The sequence below is a fragment of the Mesorhizobium shangrilense genome (assembly GCF_028826155.1).
Lineage (GTDB): Bacteria > Pseudomonadota > Alphaproteobacteria > Rhizobiales > Rhizobiaceae > Arvimicrobium > Arvimicrobium flavum.
Map to the genome: position 1 here is coordinate 76,180 of NZ_JAQGPN010000004.1, position 23,151 is coordinate 99,330.

At 64.1% G+C, this 23,151-nt stretch carries 18 protein-coding genes and 2 pseudogenes; 15 read left to right on the forward strand and 5 right to left on the reverse strand.

The window, feature by feature from the left end:
• Window positions 1–175: 175 nt before the first annotated feature.
• From PD284_RS25860 to tcuB, 6 genes are all read left to right on the forward strand, one after another.
• Window positions 176–2,164 carry a tripartite tricarboxylate transporter permease gene (locus PD284_RS25860; RefSeq protein WP_274631223.1) on the forward strand — a complete coding sequence of 663 codons (1,989 nt, stop codon included), beginning with the start codon at window positions 176–178 and terminating at the stop codon, window positions 2,162–2,164.
• 154 nt (window positions 2,165–2,318) lie between these two features.
• Window positions 2,319–4,097 carry a thiamine pyrophosphate-binding protein gene (locus tag PD284_RS25865; protein ID WP_274631224.1) on the forward strand — a complete coding sequence of 593 codons (1,779 nt, stop codon included), beginning with the start codon at window positions 2,319–2,321 and terminating at the stop codon, window positions 4,095–4,097.
• Between the two features lie 6 nt (window positions 4,098–4,103).
• Window positions 4,104–5,192, forward strand: a complete 1,089-nt coding sequence (locus PD284_RS25870; RefSeq protein ID WP_274631225.1) for an AbrB family transcriptional regulator — start codon at window positions 4,104–4,106, stop codon at window positions 5,190–5,192.
• A gap of 118 nt (window positions 5,193–5,310) precedes the next feature.
• Window positions 5,311–6,003 (forward strand): GntR family transcriptional regulator, encoded by a 693-nt coding sequence (locus PD284_RS25875; RefSeq protein WP_274631226.1) that lies wholly within the window; start codon window positions 5,311–5,313, stop codon window positions 6,001–6,003.
• A complete protein-coding gene (tcuA, locus tag PD284_RS25880) occupies window positions 5,993–7,417 on the forward strand; it encodes an FAD-dependent tricarballylate dehydrogenase TcuA (RefSeq protein ID WP_274631227.1) in 1,425 nt (474 codons plus the stop codon). Before PD284_RS25875 ends, tcuA begins: the two co-directional genes overlap by 11 nt.
• Window positions 7,407–8,513, forward strand: coding sequence for a tricarballylate utilization 4Fe-4S protein TcuB (tcuB, locus tag PD284_RS25885; RefSeq protein ID WP_274631228.1), 1,107 nt, complete (start codon window positions 7,407–7,409; stop codon window positions 8,511–8,513). The genes tcuA and tcuB overlap by 11 nt, the downstream gene beginning before the upstream one ends.
• Window positions 8,514–8,742: 229 nt before the next feature.
• Here tcuB and PD284_RS25890 read toward each other — a convergent pair whose 3' ends face one another.
• Window positions 8,743–8,958: a hypothetical protein gene (locus tag PD284_RS25890; RefSeq protein WP_274631229.1), complete on the reverse strand. Its 216-nt coding sequence runs from the start codon at window positions 8,956–8,958 to the stop codon at window positions 8,743–8,745.
• Between the two features lie 41 nt (window positions 8,959–8,999).
• On the opposite strand from PD284_RS25890, the pseudogene PD284_RS25895 reads away from it, so the two are divergent.
• From PD284_RS25895 to PD284_RS25925, 7 genes and pseudogenes are all read left to right on the forward strand, one after another.
• A pseudogene (locus PD284_RS25895) lies at window positions 9,000–9,464 on the forward strand (LysR substrate-binding domain-containing protein); the annotation flags it as partial.
• Window positions 9,465–9,896: 432 nt separating this feature from the next.
• A complete protein-coding gene (locus PD284_RS25900; protein ID WP_274631230.1) occupies window positions 9,897–11,522 on the forward strand; it encodes an MmgE/PrpD family protein in 1,626 nt (541 codons plus the stop codon).
• A 7-nt stretch (window positions 11,523–11,529) separates the two neighbouring features.
• On the forward strand, window positions 11,530–12,738 hold the full coding sequence (locus tag PD284_RS25905) for a 2-methylaconitate cis-trans isomerase PrpF family protein (protein ID WP_274631231.1): 1,209 nt from the start codon (window positions 11,530–11,532) through the stop codon (window positions 12,736–12,738).
• Between the two features lie 57 nt (window positions 12,739–12,795).
• Window positions 12,796–14,493: an L-aspartate oxidase gene (locus tag PD284_RS25910; protein WP_274631232.1), complete on the forward strand. Its 1,698-nt coding sequence runs from the start codon at window positions 12,796–12,798 to the stop codon at window positions 14,491–14,493.
• A 12-nt stretch (window positions 14,494–14,505) separates the two neighbouring features.
• The gene (locus PD284_RS25915; RefSeq protein WP_274631233.1) at window positions 14,506–14,979 is read left to right on the forward strand and encodes a tripartite tricarboxylate transporter TctB family protein; all 474 of its coding nucleotides are present in this window, start codon (window positions 14,506–14,508) and stop codon (window positions 14,977–14,979) included.
• Entirely contained in the window at window positions 14,979–16,511 is a 1,533-nt protein-coding gene (locus PD284_RS25920; RefSeq protein ID WP_274631234.1) for a tripartite tricarboxylate transporter permease, read from the forward strand. Before PD284_RS25915 ends, PD284_RS25920 begins: the two co-directional genes overlap by 1 nt.
• Window positions 16,495–17,505 carry a tripartite tricarboxylate transporter substrate binding protein gene (locus tag PD284_RS25925; RefSeq protein ID WP_274631235.1) on the forward strand — a complete coding sequence of 337 codons (1,011 nt, stop codon included), beginning with the start codon at window positions 16,495–16,497 and terminating at the stop codon, window positions 17,503–17,505. Before PD284_RS25920 ends, PD284_RS25925 begins: the two co-directional genes overlap by 17 nt.
• A 20-nt stretch (window positions 17,506–17,525) precedes the next feature.
• On the opposite strand, the gene PD284_RS25930 is transcribed toward PD284_RS25925, so the two are convergent.
• On the reverse strand, window positions 17,526–18,395 hold the full coding sequence (locus PD284_RS25930) for a TrmB family transcriptional regulator (protein ID WP_274631236.1): 870 nt from the start codon (window positions 18,393–18,395) through the stop codon (window positions 17,526–17,528).
• A gap of 631 nt (window positions 18,396–19,026) precedes the next feature.
• Between PD284_RS25930 and PD284_RS25935 the strand changes: the two are divergent.
• Window positions 19,027–19,522: pseudogene (locus PD284_RS25935) on the forward strand (tyrosine-type recombinase/integrase).
• Window positions 19,523–19,613: 91 nt separating this feature from the next.
• On the opposite strand, the gene PD284_RS25940 reads toward PD284_RS25935, so the two are convergent.
• From PD284_RS25940 to PD284_RS26915, 3 genes are read right to left on the reverse strand one after another with little or no spacing between them, the layout of a single operon-like run.
• A complete protein-coding gene (locus PD284_RS25940) occupies window positions 19,614–20,312 on the reverse strand; it encodes a Vgb family protein (protein WP_274631237.1) in 699 nt (232 codons plus the stop codon).
• A gap of 9 nt (window positions 20,313–20,321) precedes the next feature.
• The gene (locus PD284_RS25945) at window positions 20,322–21,542 is read right to left on the reverse strand and encodes a helix-turn-helix domain-containing protein (RefSeq protein ID WP_274631238.1); all 1,221 of its coding nucleotides are present in this window, start codon (window positions 21,540–21,542) and stop codon (window positions 20,322–20,324) included.
• Between the two features lie 46 nt (window positions 21,543–21,588).
• Entirely contained in the window at window positions 21,589–21,819 is a 231-nt protein-coding gene (locus PD284_RS26915; protein WP_338036699.1) for a hypothetical protein, read from the reverse strand.
• Window positions 21,820–21,939: 120 nt separating this feature from the next.
• Between PD284_RS26915 and PD284_RS25955 the strand changes: the two genes are divergently transcribed.
• Window positions 21,940–22,659 (forward strand): DUF899 domain-containing protein, encoded by a 720-nt coding sequence (locus tag PD284_RS25955; RefSeq protein WP_274631240.1) that lies wholly within the window; start codon window positions 21,940–21,942, stop codon window positions 22,657–22,659.
• Window positions 22,660–23,151: the final 492 nt, after the last annotated feature.

Here is a 23,151-nt window from a genome sequence, read left to right on the forward strand (position 1 = left end):
GAATAATATCCGTGTGAAGGGCTTGGAGGAGACGAACCGATCCACCCGACAAATGGTTCGCGACAGGCTGGGCCAGATCCAGCCTCAACGGAGGGGAGCCGGCGCCCGGCTGACGCGCTGACGTAGGGCGGTTGCCTTGCGCGGCGGCAGGCGGGGAGCGCAGGCAGAAGACAACATGATCGATGCATTGCTTGAGGGATTGGCTGCGAACCTGCAGCTGACGAGCCTGACCGTGGTGCTGATCGGCACGCTGGCCGGAACGATCATCGGGGCATTGCCCGGACTTTCGGCGGTCAGCGGCGTGGCGCTGCTTTTGCCCTTCACCTTCACCATGGAGCCGGCCCAGGGCCTGATCATGCTCGCCTCGGTCTACATGGCCGCGGAATATGGGGGGTCGATCTCGGCCATCCTGATCAACACGCCCGGCACGTCAGGCGCGGCCTGTACGGTGCTGGACGGCTATCAGCTGACCCGCCAAGGCAAGGCGCGGCAGGCGCTGTATCTGTCGCTGTTCGCCGGCACCGTGGGCGGCCTGATCGGTGCGCTGGTGCTGATCTTCTTCACGCCCGCCCTCGCCGAAGCGTCTCTGCTGCTTGGTCCGCCCGAGATCTTCTGGATCGCGGTGGCGGGGCTGGCGCTGGTGGCAAGCTTGTCGGCAGGGCACGTGGTCAAGGGTCTGATCGGCGTGCTGATCGGCATCGGCATCACGCTGATCGGCCAGGATTTCACCACCGGCGAGATGCGCTATACCTTCGGCGATTACCGGCTGGCCGGCGGGATTCCGCTGGTGCCGATCCTCCTGGGGCTTTTCGCGGTCTCCAGCATCCTTGCCCTTCTCGAGCAGCCGAACCGCCCGGTGGCTCCGCTACCGCCTTCGCCGAATGCGCTGCGCGAGGCCTTGACGGCGATGCTGGGCATGAAACGGCTGACGGCCATCAGCGGCGTGATTGGCACCCTGGTCGGCATCCTTCCCGGCGCTGGCGCCTCGGTCAGCGCCTTTGTCGCCTACGCCCAGGCCAAGCGCATGTCGAAACGCCCCGAGCAGTTCGGCAAGGGCAGCTATGAAGGCGTCGTCGCGCCGGAGTCGGCCAACAACGCAGTGGTTGGCGGATCGATGGTGCCGCTGCTTGCGCTTGGCATCCCGGGGTCGGGTTCGGCAGCCGTGATGTTCGGCGCGCTGACCGTGCATGGCATCATCCCCGGCCCGCGGCTGTTCACCGAACGGGCCGACATAGTGAACGCATTCTCGGTCGGCCTCCTCTTCTCGGTGCTGGCGATGCTGATCCTCGGCCTGCTGACCATCCGCTGGTCCAGCCTGATCGTGAGGGCGCCCCGCAAGGCCATGATTCCGGGCGTGCTGATGCTGTCGGTCGTGGGCACTTATGGACTGTCGAACAATCTGCTCGACGTCTACGTCCTGCTGATCGCCGGCTTTCTGGGCTACTTCTTCGAAAAGCTGCATGTCGCGCCCGTCACCATCGCGCTGGGCGCCGTGCTGGGCCGCATCATGGAGGGCAGCTTCCAGCAGGCGGTCATCGTCGGCCGGGTCGAGTCCGGTTCGACGCTGATGTATTTCCTGTCGCGACCGATCTCCCTGGCGCTGATGGCGCTGGCGCTCTTCGTGCTGGTCTCGGGCGTGGCGCAGGCGCTGCGCAGCCGCAAGGCTGATGAAGGCGAGGTCGTGGCAGCCGGCCCGGACCGGGGGCCATCGGGACGCCAGCTGAACCTCGCGCTCGGCGCGGTGATCGTGGCGCTTGGCGTTGCCGTGCTGGCAGGGGCTACCGAATTCTCCGCGCAGTCCGGACTGTTCCCGCGGATCGTCGGCGTGGCGCTTGCGATTTGTGGCGCTGTCCAGCTGGCGACGGCCTTTCGTCCCGGCGAAGTTTCGGCGCAGGAGAAGCCTTTCGCCGAAGTGCCCTGGGTCCTTGCCGTCAGCATCGCGGCTGGTTGCGTGCTGGTGGCCTATGCGACCCCGCGGCTTGGCTACTACGAAGCCGCCTTCGTGTTCGTCGGCTTGGTCTACTGGGCGCTCTCGACGGGCGTCGCTTCGCGCCTGCACCGCATCGGCGCAAGCGTGGCGTTCGCCGCCGCCTTCGTCGCGCTGCTCTACATGGTCTTCGGGCTGGTGCTGCGGATACCCACGCCGCCGGGCCTGCTTCTGTGACCGGTCGGAGGCCGGCGGCCCCATCCCGCTCCCGGCTTCGAAACAGATAGCGATCGGCATTGCCCGATCATTCCAGTCGCGGTTTCTGGGCGCCGTTTCACGCCGGAGCCCGCCCGCCAATCAACGCACACATCTTTTTGGAAGGAGCCGTCGGATGTCGAAGAGGAAGGGAGGCGAGATCATCGCTTCGGGGTTGGTGAAGGAGGGGATCGACCATGTTTTCGGGATCTGCGGTCACGGGAACATCGGCCTTCTGGACTGTCTCTACGAAGTCCGCGACAAGGTTCGGCTGGTGTCTCCGCGGCATGAACAGACGGCTGTGCACATGGCGGACGGCTATTTCCGCGTGTCGCACCGACCTGCGGCCACGCTGACCTCGACGGGACCGGGCTCGGCCAACCAGATCATGGGCCTGGCGGTCGCGCAGACCGATTCGTCGGCGGTCCTGTCGATCACGGCCAACGTGCCCACCTCGCAGTTCAACCGCGGTCCGTTCCAGGAGCTGAACCAGCACAACCAGGCCGATTTCAACAACGTCGTCCGTCCGGTGGTGAAGCGCAGCTTCCAGCCTACGCGGGTCGAGATGCTGCCGCTGGCCATCCGCCAGGCCTGCTCGACGATGACCACAGGCCGGCCTGGACCGGTGAATCTCGATATCCCCTACAACCTGTTCCAGGAAAGCGCCGAAGTCGCCGACGAACCCGTGGGCAGCTCTTTCGGCCAGCGCCGCAGCGGGGCGAGCGGCGAGGACGTGAACACCGTGGCCGACTGGCTTTTGGCCGCCGAACGACCGGTTATCTTCGTGGGTCATGGCGTGGCGCTGTCCGAAGCGGGACGGGAGCTCACCGCGCTTGCCCACCGGTTGTCGGTGCCCGTCATCTCCAGCCCCAACGGCATGGGCACCATCGATATGAAGGACCCCTTGTCGCTGGGCTTCATCGGGCGCAACGGCGCCTATCAGGCCAATCAGGCCGGGCGCCACGCCGACCTTGTGTTGGCTGTCGGCGTTCGCTTCGATGACCGCTCGGCTTCGTCCTGGATACCGGGCTATTCGTGGAATTTCCCCACCACCCGTCTGGTTCATGTCGATCTGGACCATGCCGAGATCGGGCGGAACTACCGTCCGGATCTTGGCATCCTGGCCGATGCGCGCGCCTTCCTCCGCCAGATCCTCGCCGAGATGGACCGCCGTAGCGTCGGGCAAGGGGGCCGTCTGGCTGGCTGGCAAGCGCAGATCGCCGGCTGGCGGGCTGAGTGGGAGGCCTATCTTGCGCCCAACTGGGGCCAGCACTCTACTCCGATTTCGCCCTGGCGCATCGTCGAGGACTGTTTGAAGGTGCTGCCCGAGGACGCCATCCTGTCGCTGGATTCGGGCGTGCATCACAATTGGTACATGCAGTACTGGCAGGCGCGGCGGCCGCAGAGCATGTTGAACACCTGGGGCTATTCGGGGATGGGTTTTGGGCCTTCGTCGATCCTGGGCGCTAAGCTGGCCGCGCCGGACCGGGTTTGCGTCTCGGTCTGCGGCGACGGCGGCTTCACCATGGTGCCGCATGTTCTGTGCACGGCGGTGGAGTACGACATCCCGGTCGTGTGGGTGGTCTGGAACAATTTCGCCTGGGGCGCCATCCGCGACCTGCAGTACGCCTATTTCGACGGGCGCGAATACGGGACCGGCTTCTACCAGGGCGAGAACCGCGAGCCCTACAACCCGGATTTCGCAGTCTGGGCGCGGGCGGCGGGCGTGGCGGGCTTTACCGTTACGCGATCTGAGGATTTCGCGGCGACGCTGGAAGAGGCGATCCGCCTGAACCGCCCGGCGCTGATCGACGTCCATGTCGACGCGAACATCCGCCCCCCGGGAACGGGTTCCTGGGAACTCCCGCCCCTGAAGCCCAAAGAGCCCGTCTTCGGCAAGCCCTGGCGTCCCTGAAACCTGATGCTTGAAGGAAGGAAGGCCCGGGCAAGGGCCATCGGGCTGGCCGCGCTCGCGGCGACCATCCTCATCGGCGCCGCCGGTGGGGCGGGCGCTGGCCTCGCCGGCCTGCCTATCCCCTTCCTGCTGGGCTCTCTCATCGTCACCGCGGTGCTTGCTCTGGCAGGCGTCAAACCTCTCGGGCGCGCGGCCTACGTACCCCCGCAGTTGCGCTCGCTCGCCATGTCCGTGATCGGGGTATCGATCGGCGGGACGATCACGCCGCAGGTCGCCGGCCAGATCACCAACTGGGCGCCTACGCTTCTGGTGCTTCTGGTCTTTCTCCCGGTCACCCAGGCCGCGGGATATGGCCTCTTTCGATTGGGCGGCATCCCGCGGGCCGAAGCCTGGTTCGGCTCGGTTCCGGGCGGCGTCATCGAGAGCGTGCAGATGGCGGAGGAGGCGGGCGTCGAGACCCGCACCGTCATGGTGTTGCAGTTCCTGCGCCTGATCCTGTCGGTGATGGCGGTGCCGCTGATATTCATGGCGGTCACCGGCAATGCCGTCGGTTCAGCCGCCGGCGTACAGCTTCCTGGCGCGACGGACGACGCGGGATTGCCGAGGCTTGCCGCTCTTCTCGCCCTTGGCGGGCTCGGCGCATGGGGCGCAGGACGGTTGGGTCTTCCGGCTGCGCCGATGCTCGGGCCGATGCTGCTGTCCGCCCTGGCGCATGGTTTCGACATGCCGCTCTCGCACCCGCCCGGCTGGCTGATCGGCGCAACGCAGGTCGTGATCGGCTGCGCGTTGGGAGCGCGCTTTGCGGGTATCCCGCGTTCGGCGCTGTTCCGGGCCGCGGGCCTTGCGGTCGCCAATACGGCACTTTCGCTGTCGATCGCGCTGATGTTCGCGCTGGGGTTGCGGCCCTGGACCGACCAATCGCTGCAGGCCGTCTTTCTGGCTTACGCGCCCGGTGGATTGGCCGAGATGAGCCTCGTTGCGCTGAGCCTGCACATCGAAGTGGTTTTCGTCTCCATCCACCACCTCGCGCGCATCTCGCTCGCGGTAATGACGGCGCGGTTCGGCGCCGCCTTCCTCAAGCGCAGGCCGGGTTGACCGGGCATCGTCCCCGGTCTCCCGACCGGCGTCAACTCGAATGAAACTTCACCCCTACGAGCAGGATTGACCGCGAGAGAATCCGATCGTATCCAGATGTATACAAGAGGCCTGAGTGATGACCGAAACCTCCGATCCCAACCCGCAAGGCCAGATCGCCTATGCCCGCCTGATCGACGAGATCCGCCGGGGAAGCTTGCCGCCGGGCAGCCGGCTTCGCGAGACGGAACTGGCCGAACGGTTCGAAATTTCGCGCACTCCGATCCGCGAGGCGCTGCGGATGCTGGAGGCGGACGGGCTGGTGGTCCATCAGCCAAGGCTTGGCGCCGTGGTGCGCAGCCTCGACTACGCGGAGGTGATCGAACTCTATGAAATGCGCGCCGTGCTGGAAGGCACTGCTGCCCGGCTGGCCGCCCGCACCGCCTCCGACGTGGAGCTGGCGGACTTGCAGGCGCTGAACGAAGAGTTCGGCCAGGTCCTGCATGATCCGTCGCAATCAGCCGAGGTGAACCGTCAGTTCCACGCGGCGCTGATGAACGCCGCACGCAACCGGTTTCTGAGCAAGTCGGTGGCGGGGCTGGCCAAGACGATGTTCATCCTTGGCCGCTCGACCCTGATGGAGGCAGAGCGGGCCGAGGTGGCCTATGCCGAACATGCCCATGTCCTGGCCGCCCTGGCCGCTCGCGACGGGGTCGCTGCCGAGGCAGCCATGCGCGCGCATATCGAGGCTGCCCAGCGATCACGCCTGAAGGTGCTGCGCCTGCAGGAGCGGGAGGCCGAAGCCAGGTTGGAGATTTCAGATGGCGAATGACCTGCAGGGCCCCTGGGACGTGATCGTCGTGGGCGGGGGCAATGCCGCGCTTTGCGCGGCGATCACCGCAGCCGAGGCCGGCGCCCGCGTGCTGATCCTCGAGGGTGCGCCAAAGCCCTATCGCGGTGGCAACTCGCGCCACACCCGCAACTTTCGCTGCATGCACCGCGGGCCGCTGTCGGTCCTGACCGGCAGCTATGCCGAGGACGAGTATTTCGACGACCTGCTGCTGGTCACCAAGGGAAAGACGGACGAGGCACTGGCGCGCTTTGTCATCCGCAGCTCGGAGGAATGCCTGCCCTGGATGGAGGCGCATGGCGTGCGCTTCCAGCCCTCGCTGTCCGGCACGTTGAGCCTGTCGCGGACCAACGCCTTCTTCCTCGGCGGCGGCAAGGCGCTGGTCAATGCCTACTACAATATGGCGCAGGACCTTGGGGTGACGGTCGTCTACGAAGCGCAGGTTACCCACGTGGTGCTCGAGGGCGACAGGTTCACCCATGTCGAGGTTTCGGTCGCCAGTGGCCCGACGGAGTGCGTCTCCGGCAAGTCGGTGGTGCTGGCCTCGGGAGGGTTCCAGTCCGACGTCGACTGGCTGGCGCGCGCCTGGGGGCCGGCGGCGCGGAACTTCCTGATCCGCGGCACCCCCTACAATCGGGGCGTCGTGCTGCGCGACATGCTTGACCAGGGATGTGAAAGCGTCGGCGATCCGACACAGTGCCACGCCGTCGCCATCGACGGCAGGGCGCCGAAATACGACGGCGGCATCGTCACGCGGCTGGACTGCGTGCCGTTCGCCGTGGTGGTGAACAAGCACTGCGAACGCTTCTACGACGAAGGCGAAGATGTCTGGCCGAAGCGCTATGCGATCTGGGGCAGGCTGGTTGCGGCGCAGCCCGGTCAGGTTGGCTATGCGCTGATCGACGCCAAATCCTACAACCTCTTCATGCCGTCGGTATTTCCGCCGGTGAAAGCCGACACGATCGGGGAACTGGGCCAGAAGCTTGGCCTCGACCCGGCGAAACTGTCGGCGACCGTCGGCGCCTTCAATGACGCCTGCCGCCCCGGCAAGTTTCACCCGACCGAACGCGACGGCCTGGCGACCGAAGGCCTGACCCCTCCCAAGACCAACTGGGCCCGTCCGCTGGAGACGCCCCCCTTCTACGGCTACCAGCTGCGCCCCGGCGTGACCTTCACCTATCTGGGCCTGCGGGTGACGCAGGATGCGGCAGTGCAGACGCGGTCCGGCCCGCTGCGCAACGTCTGGGCGGCGGGAGAAATGATTGCGGGCTCCATTCTGGGGCAGGGCTACCTGGCCGGGTTCGGAATGACCATCGGTACGGTTTTCGGCCGCGTCGCGGGACGCCAGGCCGCCGCCCATGCCCTGACCAAGAAGGAAACACTTCGTGTCGCTTGACCTCTCTGCGCACCTGACCGCCACCGCCGAAGCGCGCCGCCAGATCGAGATCTGCAACGCCTGCCGCTATTGCGAAGGGTTCTGCGCGGTCTTTCCCGCAATGACCCGCGAAAAGGCCTTTGCTGACGGCGACCTCACGCACCTGGCGAACCTGTGCCACAACTGCCGGGGATGCTACTATTCCTGCCAGTACACGGAGCCCCACGAGTTTGCGCTGAACATTCCGGCAGCCCTCGCCGAAGTGCGACAGGAAAGCTGGGAGCGGCTGGTCGGACCCGCTGCGTTCTCGCGTGCCTTCCATGAAAACGGGGTGGCCATGGCGGGGGCCATGGTTCTGGGCATCGCGGCCCTGTTCGGCCTGATAGCCACGTTGCCCGAGGGGGAGGGCGCGGGCTTCTACGCCTTCATGTCCCACAACGCCATGGTCGCGCTGTTCCTGCCGGCGTTCCTTCTGCCGCTGGCTGCCGTCGGGGTCGGTGTCGGCCGCTACTGGCGCGAGGTCGGCGCTGGACGCGCGACCCTGGGTGACCTGACAGCGGCGCTGCTGGCGGCGGGGCGGATGAAGAACCTCTCGGGCGGCCAGGGCCAAGGCTGCAACTTCGAGCGCGAGGACCGCTATTCCGACGCCCGGCGTCATTGCCATCAGGCGGTGATGTGGGGATTCCTGCTGTGCTTCGCCGCAACGTCGACGGCCACGCTGATGCATTATCTCCTGGCCTGGCCCGCTCCCTATCCGCCGCTCAGCCCTCCCAAGCTGCTGGGTGTCCCGGGCGGGGTGCTCATGGTGGCCGGCGCGCTGGGTCTCGTCTGGCTGAAGACCCGCGCCGACCGTGCGCTTGGCGCCGCCCGCGTCTGGGGTGGGGAAATGGCCTTCATCCTGCTCCTGGCCTTCGTCGCCGCATCGGGCCTTGCGCTTTATGCCGTCTCCGGGACTGCGGCCGTTCCAGTGCTTCTGGCCCTCCACCTCGGCAGCGTGCTGACCTTGTTCCTATTGCTGCCCTACACCAAGATGGTGCACGGCTTCTTCCGCCTCGCGGCGCTAGTCGCGGAAGAAGCGATGAAGCGCAGGACCCCCGTCAGTTCAGGAGGCGAGTAGCCACAGGGACGCCGGGCCGAACCGCATTGACTGCGGAGAAACGTACCGGCGTCGCCCACGGTACCTGCTGCGAGGCGACATGGGCGGCGGCGCCGTTCCCTCACACCACCGCCGGGCCGTCGTCCTGTCCGCACCAAGACGACGCGATCGCAATGCGCAGCCGGCTTCGATCGCAAATCCCGATGAACTCAATCGTCCAATTTCGTTGGATCGCGGAAGAAAAATGATCCTAACACTCGGGAGCAAAAGAGAACGAGGAGCGGCACGGCGTCAGGCTCTTCGAGCGGACCGGCCGCAGGATCGTGCTGACCGGCGAGGGCAGGCTGTTCCTGCCGAAGGCCGCGGCAGCCTTGGTCAGCGCACGCAGCGCCGAGCAGATGCTGGATGATCTGAGCGGCACCGCGCTCGGCTCGATCGCCATATACAGCAGCCAGACCATCGCCACCCAGTGGCTCCCGCGCCGCCTGGTGGTCCTTTGGCGACGCCTATCCCAGGATCACGCTCGGCTTGCATGTCGGCAATACGGAACAATGCGTCGCCGCCGTGCAGGGCGGCACCTGCGACATTGCGTTCATCGAGGCGACCGTTCACACGCCCGCTCTGGAACAAACCGTCGTGGGCAGCGATCGGTTGTGCCTCGTAGCAGGAACCCGGCATCCGTGGCGCGACCGGACACCACTCAGTTTCCGCGAACTGGCCGGTTCGCAAAGGATCCTTCGCGAAGCCGGGTCCGGAACCCGCAGCACGTTCGAGGCCGCGCTGGAAGCGAACGGGCTGTCGCTGAAGGATCTGAACATTTTTCTGGAACTGCCGTCGAACGAGGCAATTTGCGCGGCGATCGGCGAAACAGATCTCTTGTCGGTCGTGTCGCGGTTGGTGGCCGAACCTACATCCTCGCCGGCCGACTGGCGGAGCTTCCGCTGCCCGTCGCAGAGCGGCCATTCTACATGATCCGCAACCCTGCCCGCCATCAGACCCGTGCGCTTCGTGCGCTGGCGAAGCTGATAGGCGAAATGGCCTGACAGAACACTGGGACGCTATGAGAGGGAGAGAGGGTGCCCCCATCCCTGCGCAGGGCTGACGTCCCCGCCGATTTCCTGTGACTAACGCCGCAGGAAGGTTCCGAGGCGCAATGGTGGCTATCGTCCCGAGGGGCTGCCACGTCACTTAATGCAGAGCGATCTTGCCACGCCGCGACGGCATCATCCTCCGCGCCAAATTTCACAAATCCAGCAGCACAATCGATCGGCCCTCGCTCAGCCGTGAGCAGCCCCGCCAGTTCCCCGCAAAGCTCGTTGGGCACGGTGAACCGCACTTCCACTAGCTGACCAGGCTAGACGACAGCCCTGCCAACCATGCGGCCAGGCACGGACGCCATCCCCCGTGGTTGGATACGCGACCATCGTCGCATGCAGGCAAGCATTCGCTGCAAAATGTTCTGACCAACAGGCAGAAAAAAACAAAACAAGTTCAATGGCTTGTCCAGCAATTGTGCGCGCAAGGCCAGGTCATATTGACAGGTCATGGATGGTGGTAGTAGCTATACATACTAACAGGCTTAGTTATGCCTGCTACTACCGATCCCAACGGAAGGAAAAGCCGATGAACGTACATACCCGAGACACCGCGGATCTTGAGGGCCTGACGCGCCGCTTCGCCAAAATGGCGGCGAAGCTCCGCTATGAAGACCTGCCGGCCGCGGTGCAGGAGAAAGCCAAGCTCATCATCCGAGACGGTGTTGGCAACCAGATTGCCGCCTCCGCCATCAGCGAGGCCGCCATCGCAATCACCCAACTTGTTCAGGAATGGGGCGGCAAGCCCGAGAGCACGATCATCGGTTTTGGCGACAAGGTGCCGGCGCCGCTCGCCGCATTCTGCAATGGCGCGATGGGTCACGGCGTGGAATTGGACGACGCGCATGGCTCCGGGCTCATCAAGGCTGGCTCGGTTCTCATCCCATCGGCCTTCGCGGCCGCCGAAATCAGCCACGCGAAGGGCGATGACGTGGTGGCCGCAGTTGTGGCGGGCTATGAGATAGCCGTCCGGGTGGCCAAGGCAATCAATCCCGGACACCGGCACCGCGGCTACCATACGACCTCGACCGTTTCGCTGATGGGCGCCGCAGTCATCACCGCAAAACTGCTCGGGTGTGACGAGGAAGGCATTGCAAATGCGATCGGTCTTGCGGCGATGCAGTCAAGCGGCATCCAGTCCTACCTCGATGATCCGTGCATGGCCAAGCCGTTCGGTCCCGGTAAGGGGGCATTCAACGGCGTGCTGGCCGGCATCATGGCGAGCCGCAACTTCACCGGTCCGAAGAAGGTGCTGGAGTCCAAGGAGGGCTTTTTCAACGCATTCACCGACAGTGTGCGCATCCCCGACCTGGTAGACGGCTTCGGCACCGATTTCGCGATCATGGAAGTCGGATTCAAGCCACACGCCGCGTGCCGCTACGCGCACGGCCCGATCGATCTTGCGCAGGTCTTCCACAATGAGGGTGTGAAGCTTGAGAATGTCACGTCAATCACCGTGAAGATGAGCGGCCTTGCCATCCGGCAGGCCTCGAAGTTCCCTTGCACCAGCCTGAACGCTGCGATGGGCAGCACGCAATTCGGCGTCGCGCTCGCGCTGGCCCGCGGTGGCAACGGGCTTCGCGACTATTGGGACGGATATGCCGACCGCGCGATTCACGATTTGGCGGCTCGCGTTGTCCTGGAGACGGAGCCCGAGTTCGGCGTCGGCGGCCGCCAGGCCGTGGTTTCGCTGGGACTGGATGACGGCCGCACACTCACGCATCGCAGCGAAGAGCCGCGCGGCGAGCCGACGAATCCGCTCAGCGCGGAGGAACTGGAGCGCAAGTTCATGACGACCGCCGGCCTCGTACTTGACAATGCAACAATAGCCGCCATCAGTCGTCGCCTGATGGCGCTGGACAAGGAAGCGGACGCCGCCGTCATCCCGGCGATGACCGTAGCGCCCGATCGCAAGCCCGCGCTGCGCGCGGCGTAATCCAGCCATGCTGCACGTTCCCGCCCAAAAGACGGCGAACCTGGTGAGCGACCCGCAGCAGGTCTCGGTCCGCGCCCTCTTCATGAGGGGTGGATCGAGCCGTGGGGCCGTCTTCCTCGAGGAAGACCTGCCCTCGGACCCGCAGGAGCGCGCCGCGCTTCTGCTGGCTTGCTACGGCTCGCCCGACCGGCGCCAGATCGACGGGATCGGAGGCTCCGATCCCTTGACAAGCAAGGCGGCCGTCGTCGGCCGCTCTTCCCGCCCCGATGCGGATCTCGACTACACTTTCCTGCAGATCGGCATCGATCGGGCCATGGTCTCCTCAGGTGGAAACTGCGGCAACATGCTCGCGGCGGTTGGTCCATTCGGCGTGCTGCGCGGTCTGATAGAGCCGCAGGAGCCTGAGACCTCGGTTCGCATTCATACCACCAACACCGGACAGGTGGTCACCGCCCGTTTCCGAGTGGCCGGAGGCTACCCCTGCGTTGACGGTGAAGCGCGAGTGCCCGGAGTACCTGGAACGGGTTCATCTATCGCGCTCGATTTCGGCGACTGCGCGGGGGCTGTGAGCGGAAAACTGCTACCGACCGGATCGGTGCGCGATCTCGTCCGCTTGGGCAACCGCGAGGTGTCGGTTTCCTTGGTCGATGCTGCAACCCCTTTCGTCTTCGTTCCGGCCTACGCCCTGGGTGCGACAGGTGCCGAGACGCCGGCTGAAATTCTCGCCAATTCAACGCTCATGCCGGAGCTGGAGGCGCTCCGCGGCTGGGCGGCCACGGTACTCGGCTTGGTAGAGCGGCGGGAAGATGCGGGGCGCGTTTCACCAAACGTTCCGCGCGTCATCATGGTCGGTTCGCCGCAGAACTACGACAGCCAAGACGGACCGGTGAGGGCCGACGCAATGGATGTGTGCGTTCGCCAGATGGCGATGCAGAAGCCGCACAACACGCTGGCGGTGACCGGCGCGGTCTGTGCGGCGGTGGCAAGCCGTCTTCAAGGCAGCGTGGTGGCCGAACTGTCACAGGGGAAGGGTGAGCGGACGCGGCTCGGGCATCCGGCGGGTGTGCTGGGGGTTTCGGCCCGTGTCGCGACCGACGGAGACGGGTGGCGGATCGAACGGGCAGCTGTAGAGCGCACAGCGCGGCTGCTGATGGCGGGTGAATTGCTCGTGTCACGTCGCAGGCTCGACGAGGTGCGCGGCATACTGGAGCACTGAAAGAACATAGCAACGGAAGTCCGGCAAAGAGGGCTGAGACAGCTTCGGGAGGATCGAGTGGAAATATCGAAGGCGGCACGGAAGCGCGCCGATGTTGTCGTGGTGGGTTCGGGTTTGGCGGGCCTCGTCGCTGCGCTTACAGCGAGCGATGAGGGGGCAAGCGTGACGCTTGTCGCGCAGGGCGAAATCGGCAAGGCTTCCAACAGTTGGTTGGCAAGCGGCGGTCTTGCCGCCGTTACTGGAGTTGATCCCCACGATTCTCCCGAGATTCACCTGCAGGATATTCGGCGCCAAGCGCGTGGCCTGATGCTGGATGACATTGGTCGAACCTTCGTAGCTGAGGCAGGTCCCTCGATCCGCAGGCTGGAAGAGTTTGGAGTGCGTTTCCACAAGCGCGACGGCCAGCTCGCGCTGTTCCCCGCGCCGGGACATGCCCGTGCCCGCTCCGTGCGCTGCGAGGGCGGCGGTGCAGTGGCGATGATGACGACGCTGATCGATCGAGTCGCTGAACGCGGGGTTGAGATGATCGGCGGCGCCACGGCGATCGAGGTGCTAAAGGATGCCTCCGGCGCCGCCTGCGGCCTACTTTGCCGGAAGGACAACGGCTGGCTTGTGGTCGAGGCGAAGGTGATTGTGCTGGCGTGTGGCGGGATGGGCCAGCTCTTTCCGGTTACCAGCAATCACGCGTTGGCCGAGGGCAGCGGCTACTACCTCGCGCTGAAGGCCGGGGCAACGCTGACGGATCTCGAGTTCGTGCAGTTCACACCCACCTCGCTTGCATGGCCGCCGGAGGTCCGCGGCACCAGCACAGGCGGCGGGCTGATGGCCCAGCCCGGTGTGAAGCTTCTTAACGCGAATGGCGAGCGCTTCATGTATCGCTACGACGCCGAACGGATGGAGGCCGCCACCCGCGACGTGCTGGCGCGCGCCATCTTCCGCGAAGTGAGCGAGGGCCGCGGCACCGAGCACAATGCCGTCTATGTCGACATTTCCGAAACCGATCGCGCTGCGGTGGCGCAGGTTTCGGGCCGCTTCCTGAGGGCGATCGCCGCCGTGGGAATAGACCCGTACAAGGACCGCGTCGAGGTAGCCCCCGACGTGCATTTTGCGATGGGTGGCGTGGCCGTCGATGTGAACGGACGCACCGGCGTCCCAAATCTGTTCGCCGCCGGCGAAATCACTGCCGGCCTGCATGGTGCGACAAGGCTGAACAGCAATGGACTGACTGAGGCTGCGGTCTTCGGCATCCGCGCGGGGCGGGCCGCCGCAACTGAAGCTGCTGCCGCGGTGCCACGCCGGGGCGAAAACCGCGTTCCCGAACGAATGATCCGATCGCTGATTGCGGCCGATCCGCGGCGTCTGAACGGGCAGCCGCGGACGGATGTTTTGCGAACCCAGGCGCCGGCTCCCGATGGTCGGGGTGGGGCCGACGTGGCCGCGCTCAAGAACGAAATCCGTGCAATCCTTGTCGACGGCGCCGGAATTGAGCGCAGCGGGGAAAATACGGCTCGAGCGCTGGCGCGACACGAATCGCTGTCTCCCCAGATCCTGACGGCAGTCGCGGGGGGCGGTCCCGAGGAAGCCTTCACACTGGAGGCGATGTATGTACTGTCGCGCCTGATTCTCCAGGCGAGCGGCGCCAGACGAGAGTCTCGCGGAGCGCATTTCCGCACTGACTCTCCCGCTCAGGACGCTGGATGGGAGCACCACATCGCTTTCGTCAGCGAGCCAATTTCCCAGACAATCCAGGACTGATGAGGACAGACAATGCTCCAGATGCTCAGTCTCGATCGCCTGATCGCGCTGATCTGCATTTTGATCGCCGCCATCTACCTATCCGCCTCGTTCTCCATAGTGCAGGGTAGCTTCGGCGACCCGATGGGCCCGCGAGTATTCCCGGAGATCCTCGGTACGCTGCTGATCCTTTTGTCCGTCGTCATGCTTGTGAATGCAGCGCCGGAGCAGGAAGAGGAACCGCAGCGGCAGGAGGGAATGCCGAGGCGCACAGTGATCGCCATCGCCGTCTGCGTCGGGCTGGTCGTCGGCTTCATCGTGTTGCTACCGCTGATCGGCTATCCCTTGACAACGTTCATTGTCACGCTGGGCTTCCTCCTGGCTCTGCGCGAGCGACTGATCCACGCGTTCGGCTATGCCTCCGGGCTGACAGCGCTCTTCTACGTCGTCTTCGACCTGCTGCTTCGGACGCCGTTTCCAAAGTCCGCGATCGGAGGACTATTCTGATGGAGACTGTCGACTTTCTTGCTTCCGGCATCGCCACCGCTTTCACTGGCTGGAATTTTGCCTATGTCGTCATCGGCGCCTTTGTCGGCACCTGGATCGGAATGCTGCCTGGCCTGGGCCCCTCAACCGGCATCGCCTTGCTCCTGCCTCTGACGTACGGACTGGATCCGACGGGGGGCATGATCATGCTCTGCGGCATTTATTTCGGCTCCATGTATGGGGGCTCGATTTCATCGATCCTGCTCAACACGCCGGGCGACGTCTCGTCGGTGATTACCATGCTCGACGGCAATCCCATGGCGCGGCGCGGGCGTGGCGGAGCGGCGCTGTTCTGCTCCGCCGTTGCCTCGTTCATCGGCGGCACTGTGGGCCTGATCGGTTTGACTTTTCTCGCGGAGCCCATCGCCCGCTTCGCCTTGCGCTTCGGCCCGGCGGAATATTTCGCACTGATGACATTCGCCCTCATCGCGACAGCCACTCTTCTGCAGGGCGCTGTCGTGAAAGGGCTCATTGCCACCGTGATCGGCCTGATGGTCGCCACCGTCGGCATCGATCTACAGAGTGGGTCGCCGCGTTTTACAATGGGCTCCCCCGACCTGTTCGACGGCATCAGCCTGATCGCGGTCATTATCGGCCTCTTCGGCATATCCGAGGTCTTCTCCAACATCCAAGAGATCATGGCCCGACGCTGGGGCAAGGTGCAGACAACGGGTCGACTGTGGATGGACGCGACCGAATGGTGGCGCTGCCGTTTCGCCTTCTTCCGCGGCTCCGTGATCGGCTTCATCGTTGGTGTGGTGCCGGGGGCCGGCGGCGCTGTCGCCACGCTGCTCTCCTATGCGGCCGAGAAACGCAGCAGCCGCCATCCCGAAGAGTTCGGTAAGGGTGCAATCGAGGGAGTTGCGGGACCGGAAGCAGCGAACAACGCAAGTGTAGGCGGCGCGTTGATTCCGCTCTTCACCCTTGGGCTGCCTGGCTCCTCGGCCACCGCAATTCTGCTGGGCGCCCTGATGATATTCGGCATCCAGCCGGGGCCGCGGCTGTTCGTCGAAAACCCCGGCCTCGTCTGGGGCATCATCGGCAGCCTCTATGTTGCGAACGTCGTGCTGGTGATTCTCAACATCCCCTTCATAGGCATCTTCGTACGCATGCTTATGGTGCCGGGGGCGCCGCTGAACGCGATCATCCTGCTCTTGGCGATGACGGGCGCCTATTCGCTAAACAACAACCTCTTTGACGTTCAGGTGGCGCTGATCTTCGGCGGGATCGGCTTCCTTCTTCGCAAGGCGCACGTGCCATTGGCTCCGCTTGTGCTGGCCGTGGCACTCGGCGGCAATCTCGAACAATCGCTGCGGCAGGCCCTCTCGCTCTCGGATGGATCCCCGCTAGGGCTCCTGCCGAGTGCCATTGCCGGCGTTTTCCTTGGGTTGAGCGCCATTCTCGTGCTGATGGCGACGCTGCTGCCCGCGCTCCGCTCGATGCGGCAACGCTCGGCTCCCGCCCTGGAGCGCGGGCGTGCAAACAACCTATGACCAAGAAACAAAGGAGGAGAATATGACTTCAACAGGCCGCTTCCTCGCTCTTGCCTTCGCGGCACTTGCGAGTGTCACTGCCGCTCCGGCCGCCGAGCCCGAACGGATGATCGAAATCATCGTTGGCGCCTCTCCTGGAGGCGGCTTCGATCGCACGGCCCGCGCTATGGAGCGAGTTCTGGAAGGGGGAATCGTCTCTCAACCGATCAACGTCACCAACCAGCCCGGGGCAGGAGGCGCGGTGGGCCTGGCTTCGATGAACCGTCACAAGGCGGACATGCACTACATCTCGATTACTTCGCCAAACATTCTCACCGACGAACTGCGCGGCACCTCGCCCCTGACCTTCGAGACGCTGACACCCATCGCTACACTGGTTTCGGAATATCTTTGCTTTGCCGTCAATGCCAATGGCTCGCTGCAGTCGGCCGATGATCTGGTCAAGGCACTCCAAACTCGCCCACAGGAACTGCGTTTCGGCTTCGCCACCACGCCCGGCAACCACAACCACGTCGCATTCGCCCAACTCGCGAAGGCCGTGGGCTTTGACGTCATGTCGCCCAAAACGGTGGTCTTCAAAGGGGCCTCCGAGTCCGTGACGGCATTGCTCGGCCAGCACATTGACTTCTCAATCGCCCCGGCTGCGAGCTTTGCCGAATATGCGCGGTCGGGTGACCTGAAGTGCCTCGCCGTCAGCGCACCCAAGCGCCTCGGTGGTGCGTTTGCAGAGGTCCCCACTTGGACCGAGCTGGGATACGAGGTGGTTTACGGTCCGTTTCGCGGCGTAATAGGACCCGAAGGTATGGCACCCGAGCAGGTCGCCTACTGGGAAGAAGCGCTGCGTGCGATGACGGAAACCGAGATCTGGAAAAAGGAGATCGAGGACAATTACTGGACGGAGAATTTCAAGACTCGCGAGGAGACCATGAAGTTCCTCGCCGCTGAACGCGATACTCTGAAGGCGTCGCTCGCCGATCTCGGCCTGCTGGAATAATTTCGGCTGGGAGCGGAGGTTTAGATCTCCGCTTCCGCCTTCCCGACGAGCGCCCTCAGCGACTCGACATGGACGCGAGGCAGATACTTTTTTCTAAGCTCGAACAAGGCGGGGCCGAAGCGGCTCTGAATCTCCTCCCCAAAGACCGCGAAGATCTCGCAGAAGTAGATCTCGTGGCGGATGAGGCTGTCGAAAATGTTCACGACCGGCTTGTTGCGGGTGTAGGCACCGTAGGGTTGATCGCCGAGTTCGGCGACAAGCGCCTCCTCGAAGTCGCGTGTCATGCTTACGAGATACGGTGCCATCGCCACAGGGATGCCGTTGCCCTCGTGCAGCATGACTGTGATCGTTCCGTCGAAGGAGAAGTGCTCGACCTTCGTGCCGAACAGCACGATGAGAATTTCCACCCCCCGGTCGGCCGCCGCCTTCAGCCGGTCTCGATGGGACTCGAGGTGGTTTTCCGCCCCCTTGATCCAAAGGTGGGTCGTCGAGGCATCGATCATCTGAGATATGCGGTTGTTGATCGCGTGGGCGCCCGTCATCGACCAGACAAACTCGTGCTGCGGTACGTCGCCGAGTCGGTTCAACCCCTCTTTGAGGCGGGCTGCTCGCCGTTCCGTCGCTTGGACGATGCCAGAAAGCAGAACCTCCGGCGGCGTCGCCATGTAGCGTACCGGGCCCTCCGAGACGGGCTGGACGGCTTCCTTTCGACTAAGGCTTTCCAGAACGGAATAGGAGTTCGCTTTGGGAAGTCCTGCCTCCTTAGCCACTTCGTAGGCGGTGGCCGGTTGGACCTTCAACAGCGCAAGATAGGCCCGCGACTCGTAGTCGCTGAAATGCAGGCCCTGAAGGTCGGCAAGCAATTGCTGCTGCGGATCTGCGGTCTCCACGTCGCTTTCTCCTCTTATCCCACCAGCGGTTCGTGCTGGCAGTTAAAGCAGCTACCATCGATCAAGATCGAAAACAATTCTCCGGAAGGCGGCCAATCCGACTCAGGCGACGGCCTCAATGGGGCCGAACCAGCACCGCCAAGAGTATCGTGCCGGCTAGTAGAAACAGTGCCGCTTCCAGCCGAGCGGGGTGAGGTCCTGGACCAATGTCCGGGCTCCGACGTCCGCTAAGCGGACCGAATCGCGTGGTCGAGCCTCGTTCGTAACCTTCCAGCGAGCGTTGCACGTACCCGTTTGAAGGGTTGCGGGCTTCTCATTTGCCTGCTCGGCTTGGCGAGGTCTTCGAAGGGCGGAACGCGGCAGTTTTGACAACGGAGGGGCTGCAAACGATGGTATCAATTCCTCTGCGCGAGCCGAGAACAATGCGCGTCAGATTCCGCGATCGTCGCACTGGAAATCCTCACACTTCTGGAATTGTTTGGATGGGGCAGGACCCTACATCGGCGTTTGGATCTCAACGGTCCGCTATCTTGCTTCCATGACCAAAAAGCGGACCCACTTCTTCCGGCCCCAAGCGGCGAGTGCCCTGCACCGTTGCTCCTTCGGCCAATCACGGCCGAGGAGAACTCACATGGGCCATTCTCAATTCGATGATGCCATCCGCGAGCGCGCAGCTTGGAATCCCGGAAAGAAGGTCGGCACCAAGCGTGTGGTCGCAGGACCGGAAATCAGAACCCGAGCGATCGTTGTTCAGCGGAAGACCGCTCGTCCCGTCCAGTTCGAGATCACGAGCGACGTGAGAGCCAGCCTTCTCTCACTTGGCTCGAATGGCGTGGCGGCACGGTCGAGGATTATGCATTTCCGAGTCGGATCCATTACGCGCACCACATGAGCACAAGGCAGTACGCCCGCCTGGTCGACGAGTGGGTGACCGCGATCGGTCTGCGCCCAGAGGAATATGGAACTCACTCGCTTCGCCGCACGAAAGCATAGATGATCTACAAGGCGACGGGCAACATCCGCGCCATCCAGATACTGCCCGGTCACTCCAAGATCGAGAACACGGTCCGATATCTTGGTGTCACGTGGAGGACGCGCTGCTCTTGGCGGAGCGAACCGAAATTTGACGTTGACCGGGCATCCGACGCAGCGCGGATGGCCACTTAGTCGCGGGCGATGCCTTGCGTGCTCTGTCCGTCGGGGGTGGTTTTCTGTCCGTCAGCTTTTGGACAAGCCATTCTCTGGATTGCCAGCTTTGGCCGATGGTCCACGCTCACTTAAGGCACTGCTTGGGCGGCGAACGGCTCTCACTTTTCCACTGTTCCCGCCTCCGCAGAAAAAGCGTTCCCTGCCATCGGATTCAAGCCCAGAAACGCCGATTCCGGCCGGCATGTCGAGTCGCTCGAGCACTTCGCCCGTTTCGGGATCGATGCGGCGGAGATCGCTCCCGCTGTCTTCCCAGGTCCCATGCCAAAGCTCGCCATCGACCCAGGTGACGCCGGTGACGAATCGATCGGATTCAATCGTGCGCAGCACTTTTCCGGTCTCAGGGTCCACCTGATGGATCTTGCGGCCACGATGCTGCCCGACCCAGAGCGACCCCTCCGCCCAGGCCAGCCCCGAGTCGCCGCCATCCCCGGGCGCCGGGATTGCGGCGATCACCTCGCCGGTCTTGGGATTGATCTTGCGGATCACGGCATCCCCGATCTGGAACAGGTGCTCACCGTCGAATGCGGTTCCCGCATGGGCGGCGACGTCCAACGATCGCAAGATCTCTCCGCTTTCGGGATCGAGGGCATTCAGCTTTTCGCCGGTTGCGAACCAGACTTGATTGCCGTCGAAGCTGACCCCGGCCACGTCGTCTACATCGGGAAAGGGACCATATTCTCGGATGATTTCGGCGGTTGAATGTTTCATGTCCTCATACTAGCCGGAAATGCCCGTGGCGGGGAGCAACAAGCTTGTCGGGAATCCGGGCACGCTCGACGCTATCCAACGGCAGGCCCGCCCGCGCCCGAAGGCCTCGACCTTGCCGTCATGGGCAAGCTCTTCGAGCGCCCGCTGTACCGTCCGCGGGCTCACGCTCAACGCGAGCGCCAATGCCGAACTCGACCAGGCTTCGCCGTCGCCGAGCAGAGCGAGCACTTCGCCGTGATCGCTTTCGACGGGCGGCGCCAGCACGGCAACACCACTCGTGGCGTGAGGCCGCAGAACGAAACCTTGCTGGGTCGCGCTCAGCGCCGCCAGCGGCTTGATCGCCTCGCGCAGCCGGGCGATTTCGACGCGCAGTCGCGCACGGTGCGACTCGTCGGCATGCCGTGCCCGGAAAGCGCGTTTGAGAAGCGTTTCGCGCGCTACATCTTCCGGCCATGCCTCCGCGAGGGCACGCATGAGTGCGAGTAATACCGGACGGGTGGCGAGCGGAACCATCTTTTTCCCTGCACGCACCATGTTGCGGCAGGCGTCCACGATAAGCGTTTCGGAGGCCAACAGTTTTTCGACCTCTTCGAGATGGAGGAGCCGCCCGACGTCGCGGGTGACGAAGCGCGCCGCCGGCGCCCCGAATGCTCGCACTGCCTGGTCGACCTCGGCCGCGAGCGCTGGAATGCGCGCGTCTTCCGCCGCTCGTCTTGCCCGTTCCAGAGCGATTCTCGCTAGCTCCGTCTTGATGCGTCGGATGGCTATGCCCGCCACCACCAATTCGCGCCCGACCAGCGAAGCGGGCGGCAGAGCGCCGGCATCGAACTCATCGAGCACCCGTTCGGCTTCATCGAGACGGCCGATCAGGAGAAGGTGCCGGGCTTCGAGATAGCCGGCGTGGGCGGCATTCCTTCGGTCACCGGACGCTTCGAGTACCGTCCGTGCTGCATTGAGCGTTTGCAAGGATCGGCCCAGATCACGCGAAACAAGCGCGATTTCGGCTTCCGCGACGGCACAACGCGCACGGGCCATAGGCTCTTTCGGGCCGAAGGTACGCGCCGCGCTTCGCAGAAGCTCCCTGGCGCGCGTGAGGTCGCCAAGTTGCGCCATCGCGATGCCACGCAACGCCAGTGCCGGTGGGTCATCGCGCAATGCGACCCATTTCAGCGCGGCGAGGGGGGCGCCAGCCGAGAGAGCGTGTGCGGCGGCAGTGATCAGCGAGTCCATTGAAATCCCGTCACACTTGTAACTCTCACCCGATCCTGTGCTCGAGCTAGCCTCTTCGTATCGCAGCCGCTGAAACGGCGAATTCGATGAGAGGCCCGGAAATGACGATGCGCACAGCAACAGAAAAGCTCGCTTCGTCGCCCAAGGCGACGATCGATGCGGCCGATCGGCTTGGGCTCGCCGTTGCTCCGACATTCGCGCTGATGGCCTGGATTTCTGCTGTCGGCTCGCCCGGCATAACGATGTGCTCAGCAGCCTCGGCTTTCGCGCCGATCAACGAAATGGCCCTCATGTACGTGCTGATGAGCCTCTTTCACCTATCGCCGTGGATGAAGCTCCTTTCTACCCGTTCGCGGCGCCCTAGTATCCCCGTCACCCAATCCGAAGGAGACTAACAATGCAACACGCTGTTGCTTCGCGCGATGACTGGCTGACCGCCCGCCGAGACCTCCTGAAAGCGGAGAAGGAACTCACGCGTCTCCGCGACAAGGTCGCCCGTGAGCGGCTCGCCCTACCTTGGGTGCGCATCGACAAGGAATACGTGTTCGATACGCCGGAGGGTCCGCGCACTCTGGCTAATCTCTTCGACGGCCGATCGCAACTTATGGTGCAGCATTTCATGTTCGCGCCGGGGTGGAAGGAAGGCTGCCCCAGCTGCTCCTACATGGCCGATCACACAGATGGCATGAACAAGCATCTGGCGCACCACGACGTCACAATGATCGCCGTCTCGCGCGCGCCGCTTGCACAGATCGAGCGCTACCGCAAACGCATGGGCTGGCAGTTCAAATGGGTGTCGTCCTTCGGCAACGACTTCAACTACGACTTCCGCGTCAGCTTCACACCCGAGGAGGTCGCCAGCGGACATATCGACTACAACTTCGGCGAATGGCGGGAAACCGGCGAGGAATGGCCCGGCGTCAGCGCCTTCTACAAGGACGACACGGGCGAGCTCTTCCGCACCTACTCCACCTACGGACGCGGCGTCGAGGTGATGATGGGCGCCTACAGCATGCTCGATCTTGCTCCGAAGGGGCGCAACGAGTCCGAGGGAATGGACTGGGTGCGCCGCCACGATCGCTACGAGCAATCGCCCCAGAGCGAAGTGGCACGATGACCGGATGGCAGCGAGGTGATCGCCGGACTCCTTCGGGATCCGGCAATTGCCTTTTTCGTTTCTGTGAAGCCGTGGCTCGGTCTTGTCCAGCAGTCGCTACGACGTGCAGGCGGGACATGATCTGGCTCCTGCGGATGCAGTCAGCAATCGGTGCCAGCACGATCTGCCACGTGGCAGGACGATCGAATGCGGTGTAACAGCTATGGTTAGCGTAGTCGTCGAGTCCGCTTCCAAGAAACAGCGATACGATCTCGACGTCCGACATCGGATCGGATGCTGAACGTCGGCTTGTTTGCATATCCTGACCGAAAGCCGACCGTCCGGTGACGGCCCCGAAGCTACCGTTATGTCCGATTCGCGCCACCATGTCGGTCATGAACCAGGCGTCGACAGGCTCCAACGGCAGCCTTTCCGCAGTTCAAGCCTTATGAGCTTCACGGCAGGCGAGGAATGCTGAGCCTACCGGCCTACTTACGCTATCGTGCGAAGGTC

Excerpts from the sequence above, each read along its gene's own strand:
- PD284_RS25860 (WP_274631223.1), top strand. The coding sequence starts at position 176 with ATGATCGATGCATTGCTTGAGGGATTGGCTGCGAACCTGCAGCTGACG.
- PD284_RS25865 (WP_274631224.1), top strand. The coding sequence starts at position 2,319 with ATGTCGAAGAGGAAGGGAGGCGAGATCATCGCTTCGGGGTTGGTGAAG.
- PD284_RS25870 (WP_274631225.1), top strand. The coding sequence starts at position 4,104 with ATGCTTGAAGGAAGGAAGGCCCGGGCAAGGGCCATCGGGCTGGCCGCG.
- PD284_RS25875 (WP_274631226.1), top strand. The coding sequence starts at position 5,311 with ATGACCGAAACCTCCGATCCCAACCCGCAAGGCCAGATCGCCTATGCC.
- tcuA (WP_274631227.1), top strand. The coding sequence starts at position 5,993 with ATGGCGAATGACCTGCAGGGCCCCTGGGACGTGATCGTCGTGGGCGGG.
- PD284_RS25905 (WP_274631231.1), top strand. The coding sequence starts at position 11,530 with ATGCTGCACGTTCCCGCCCAAAAGACGGCGAACCTGGTGAGCGACCCG.
- PD284_RS25915 (WP_274631233.1), top strand. The coding sequence starts at position 14,506 with ATGCTCCAGATGCTCAGTCTCGATCGCCTGATCGCGCTGATCTGCATT.
- PD284_RS25920 (WP_274631234.1), top strand. The coding sequence starts at position 14,979 with ATGGAGACTGTCGACTTTCTTGCTTCCGGCATCGCCACCGCTTTCACT.
- PD284_RS25940 (WP_274631237.1), bottom strand. The coding sequence starts at position 20,312 with ATGAAACATTCAACCGCCGAAATCATCCGAGAATATGGTCCCTTTCCC.
- PD284_RS25945 (WP_274631238.1), bottom strand. The coding sequence starts at position 21,542 with ATGGACTCGCTGATCACTGCCGCCGCACACGCTCTCTCGGCTGGCGCC.
- PD284_RS25955 (WP_274631240.1), top strand. The coding sequence starts at position 21,940 with ATGCAACACGCTGTTGCTTCGCGCGATGACTGGCTGACCGCCCGCCGA.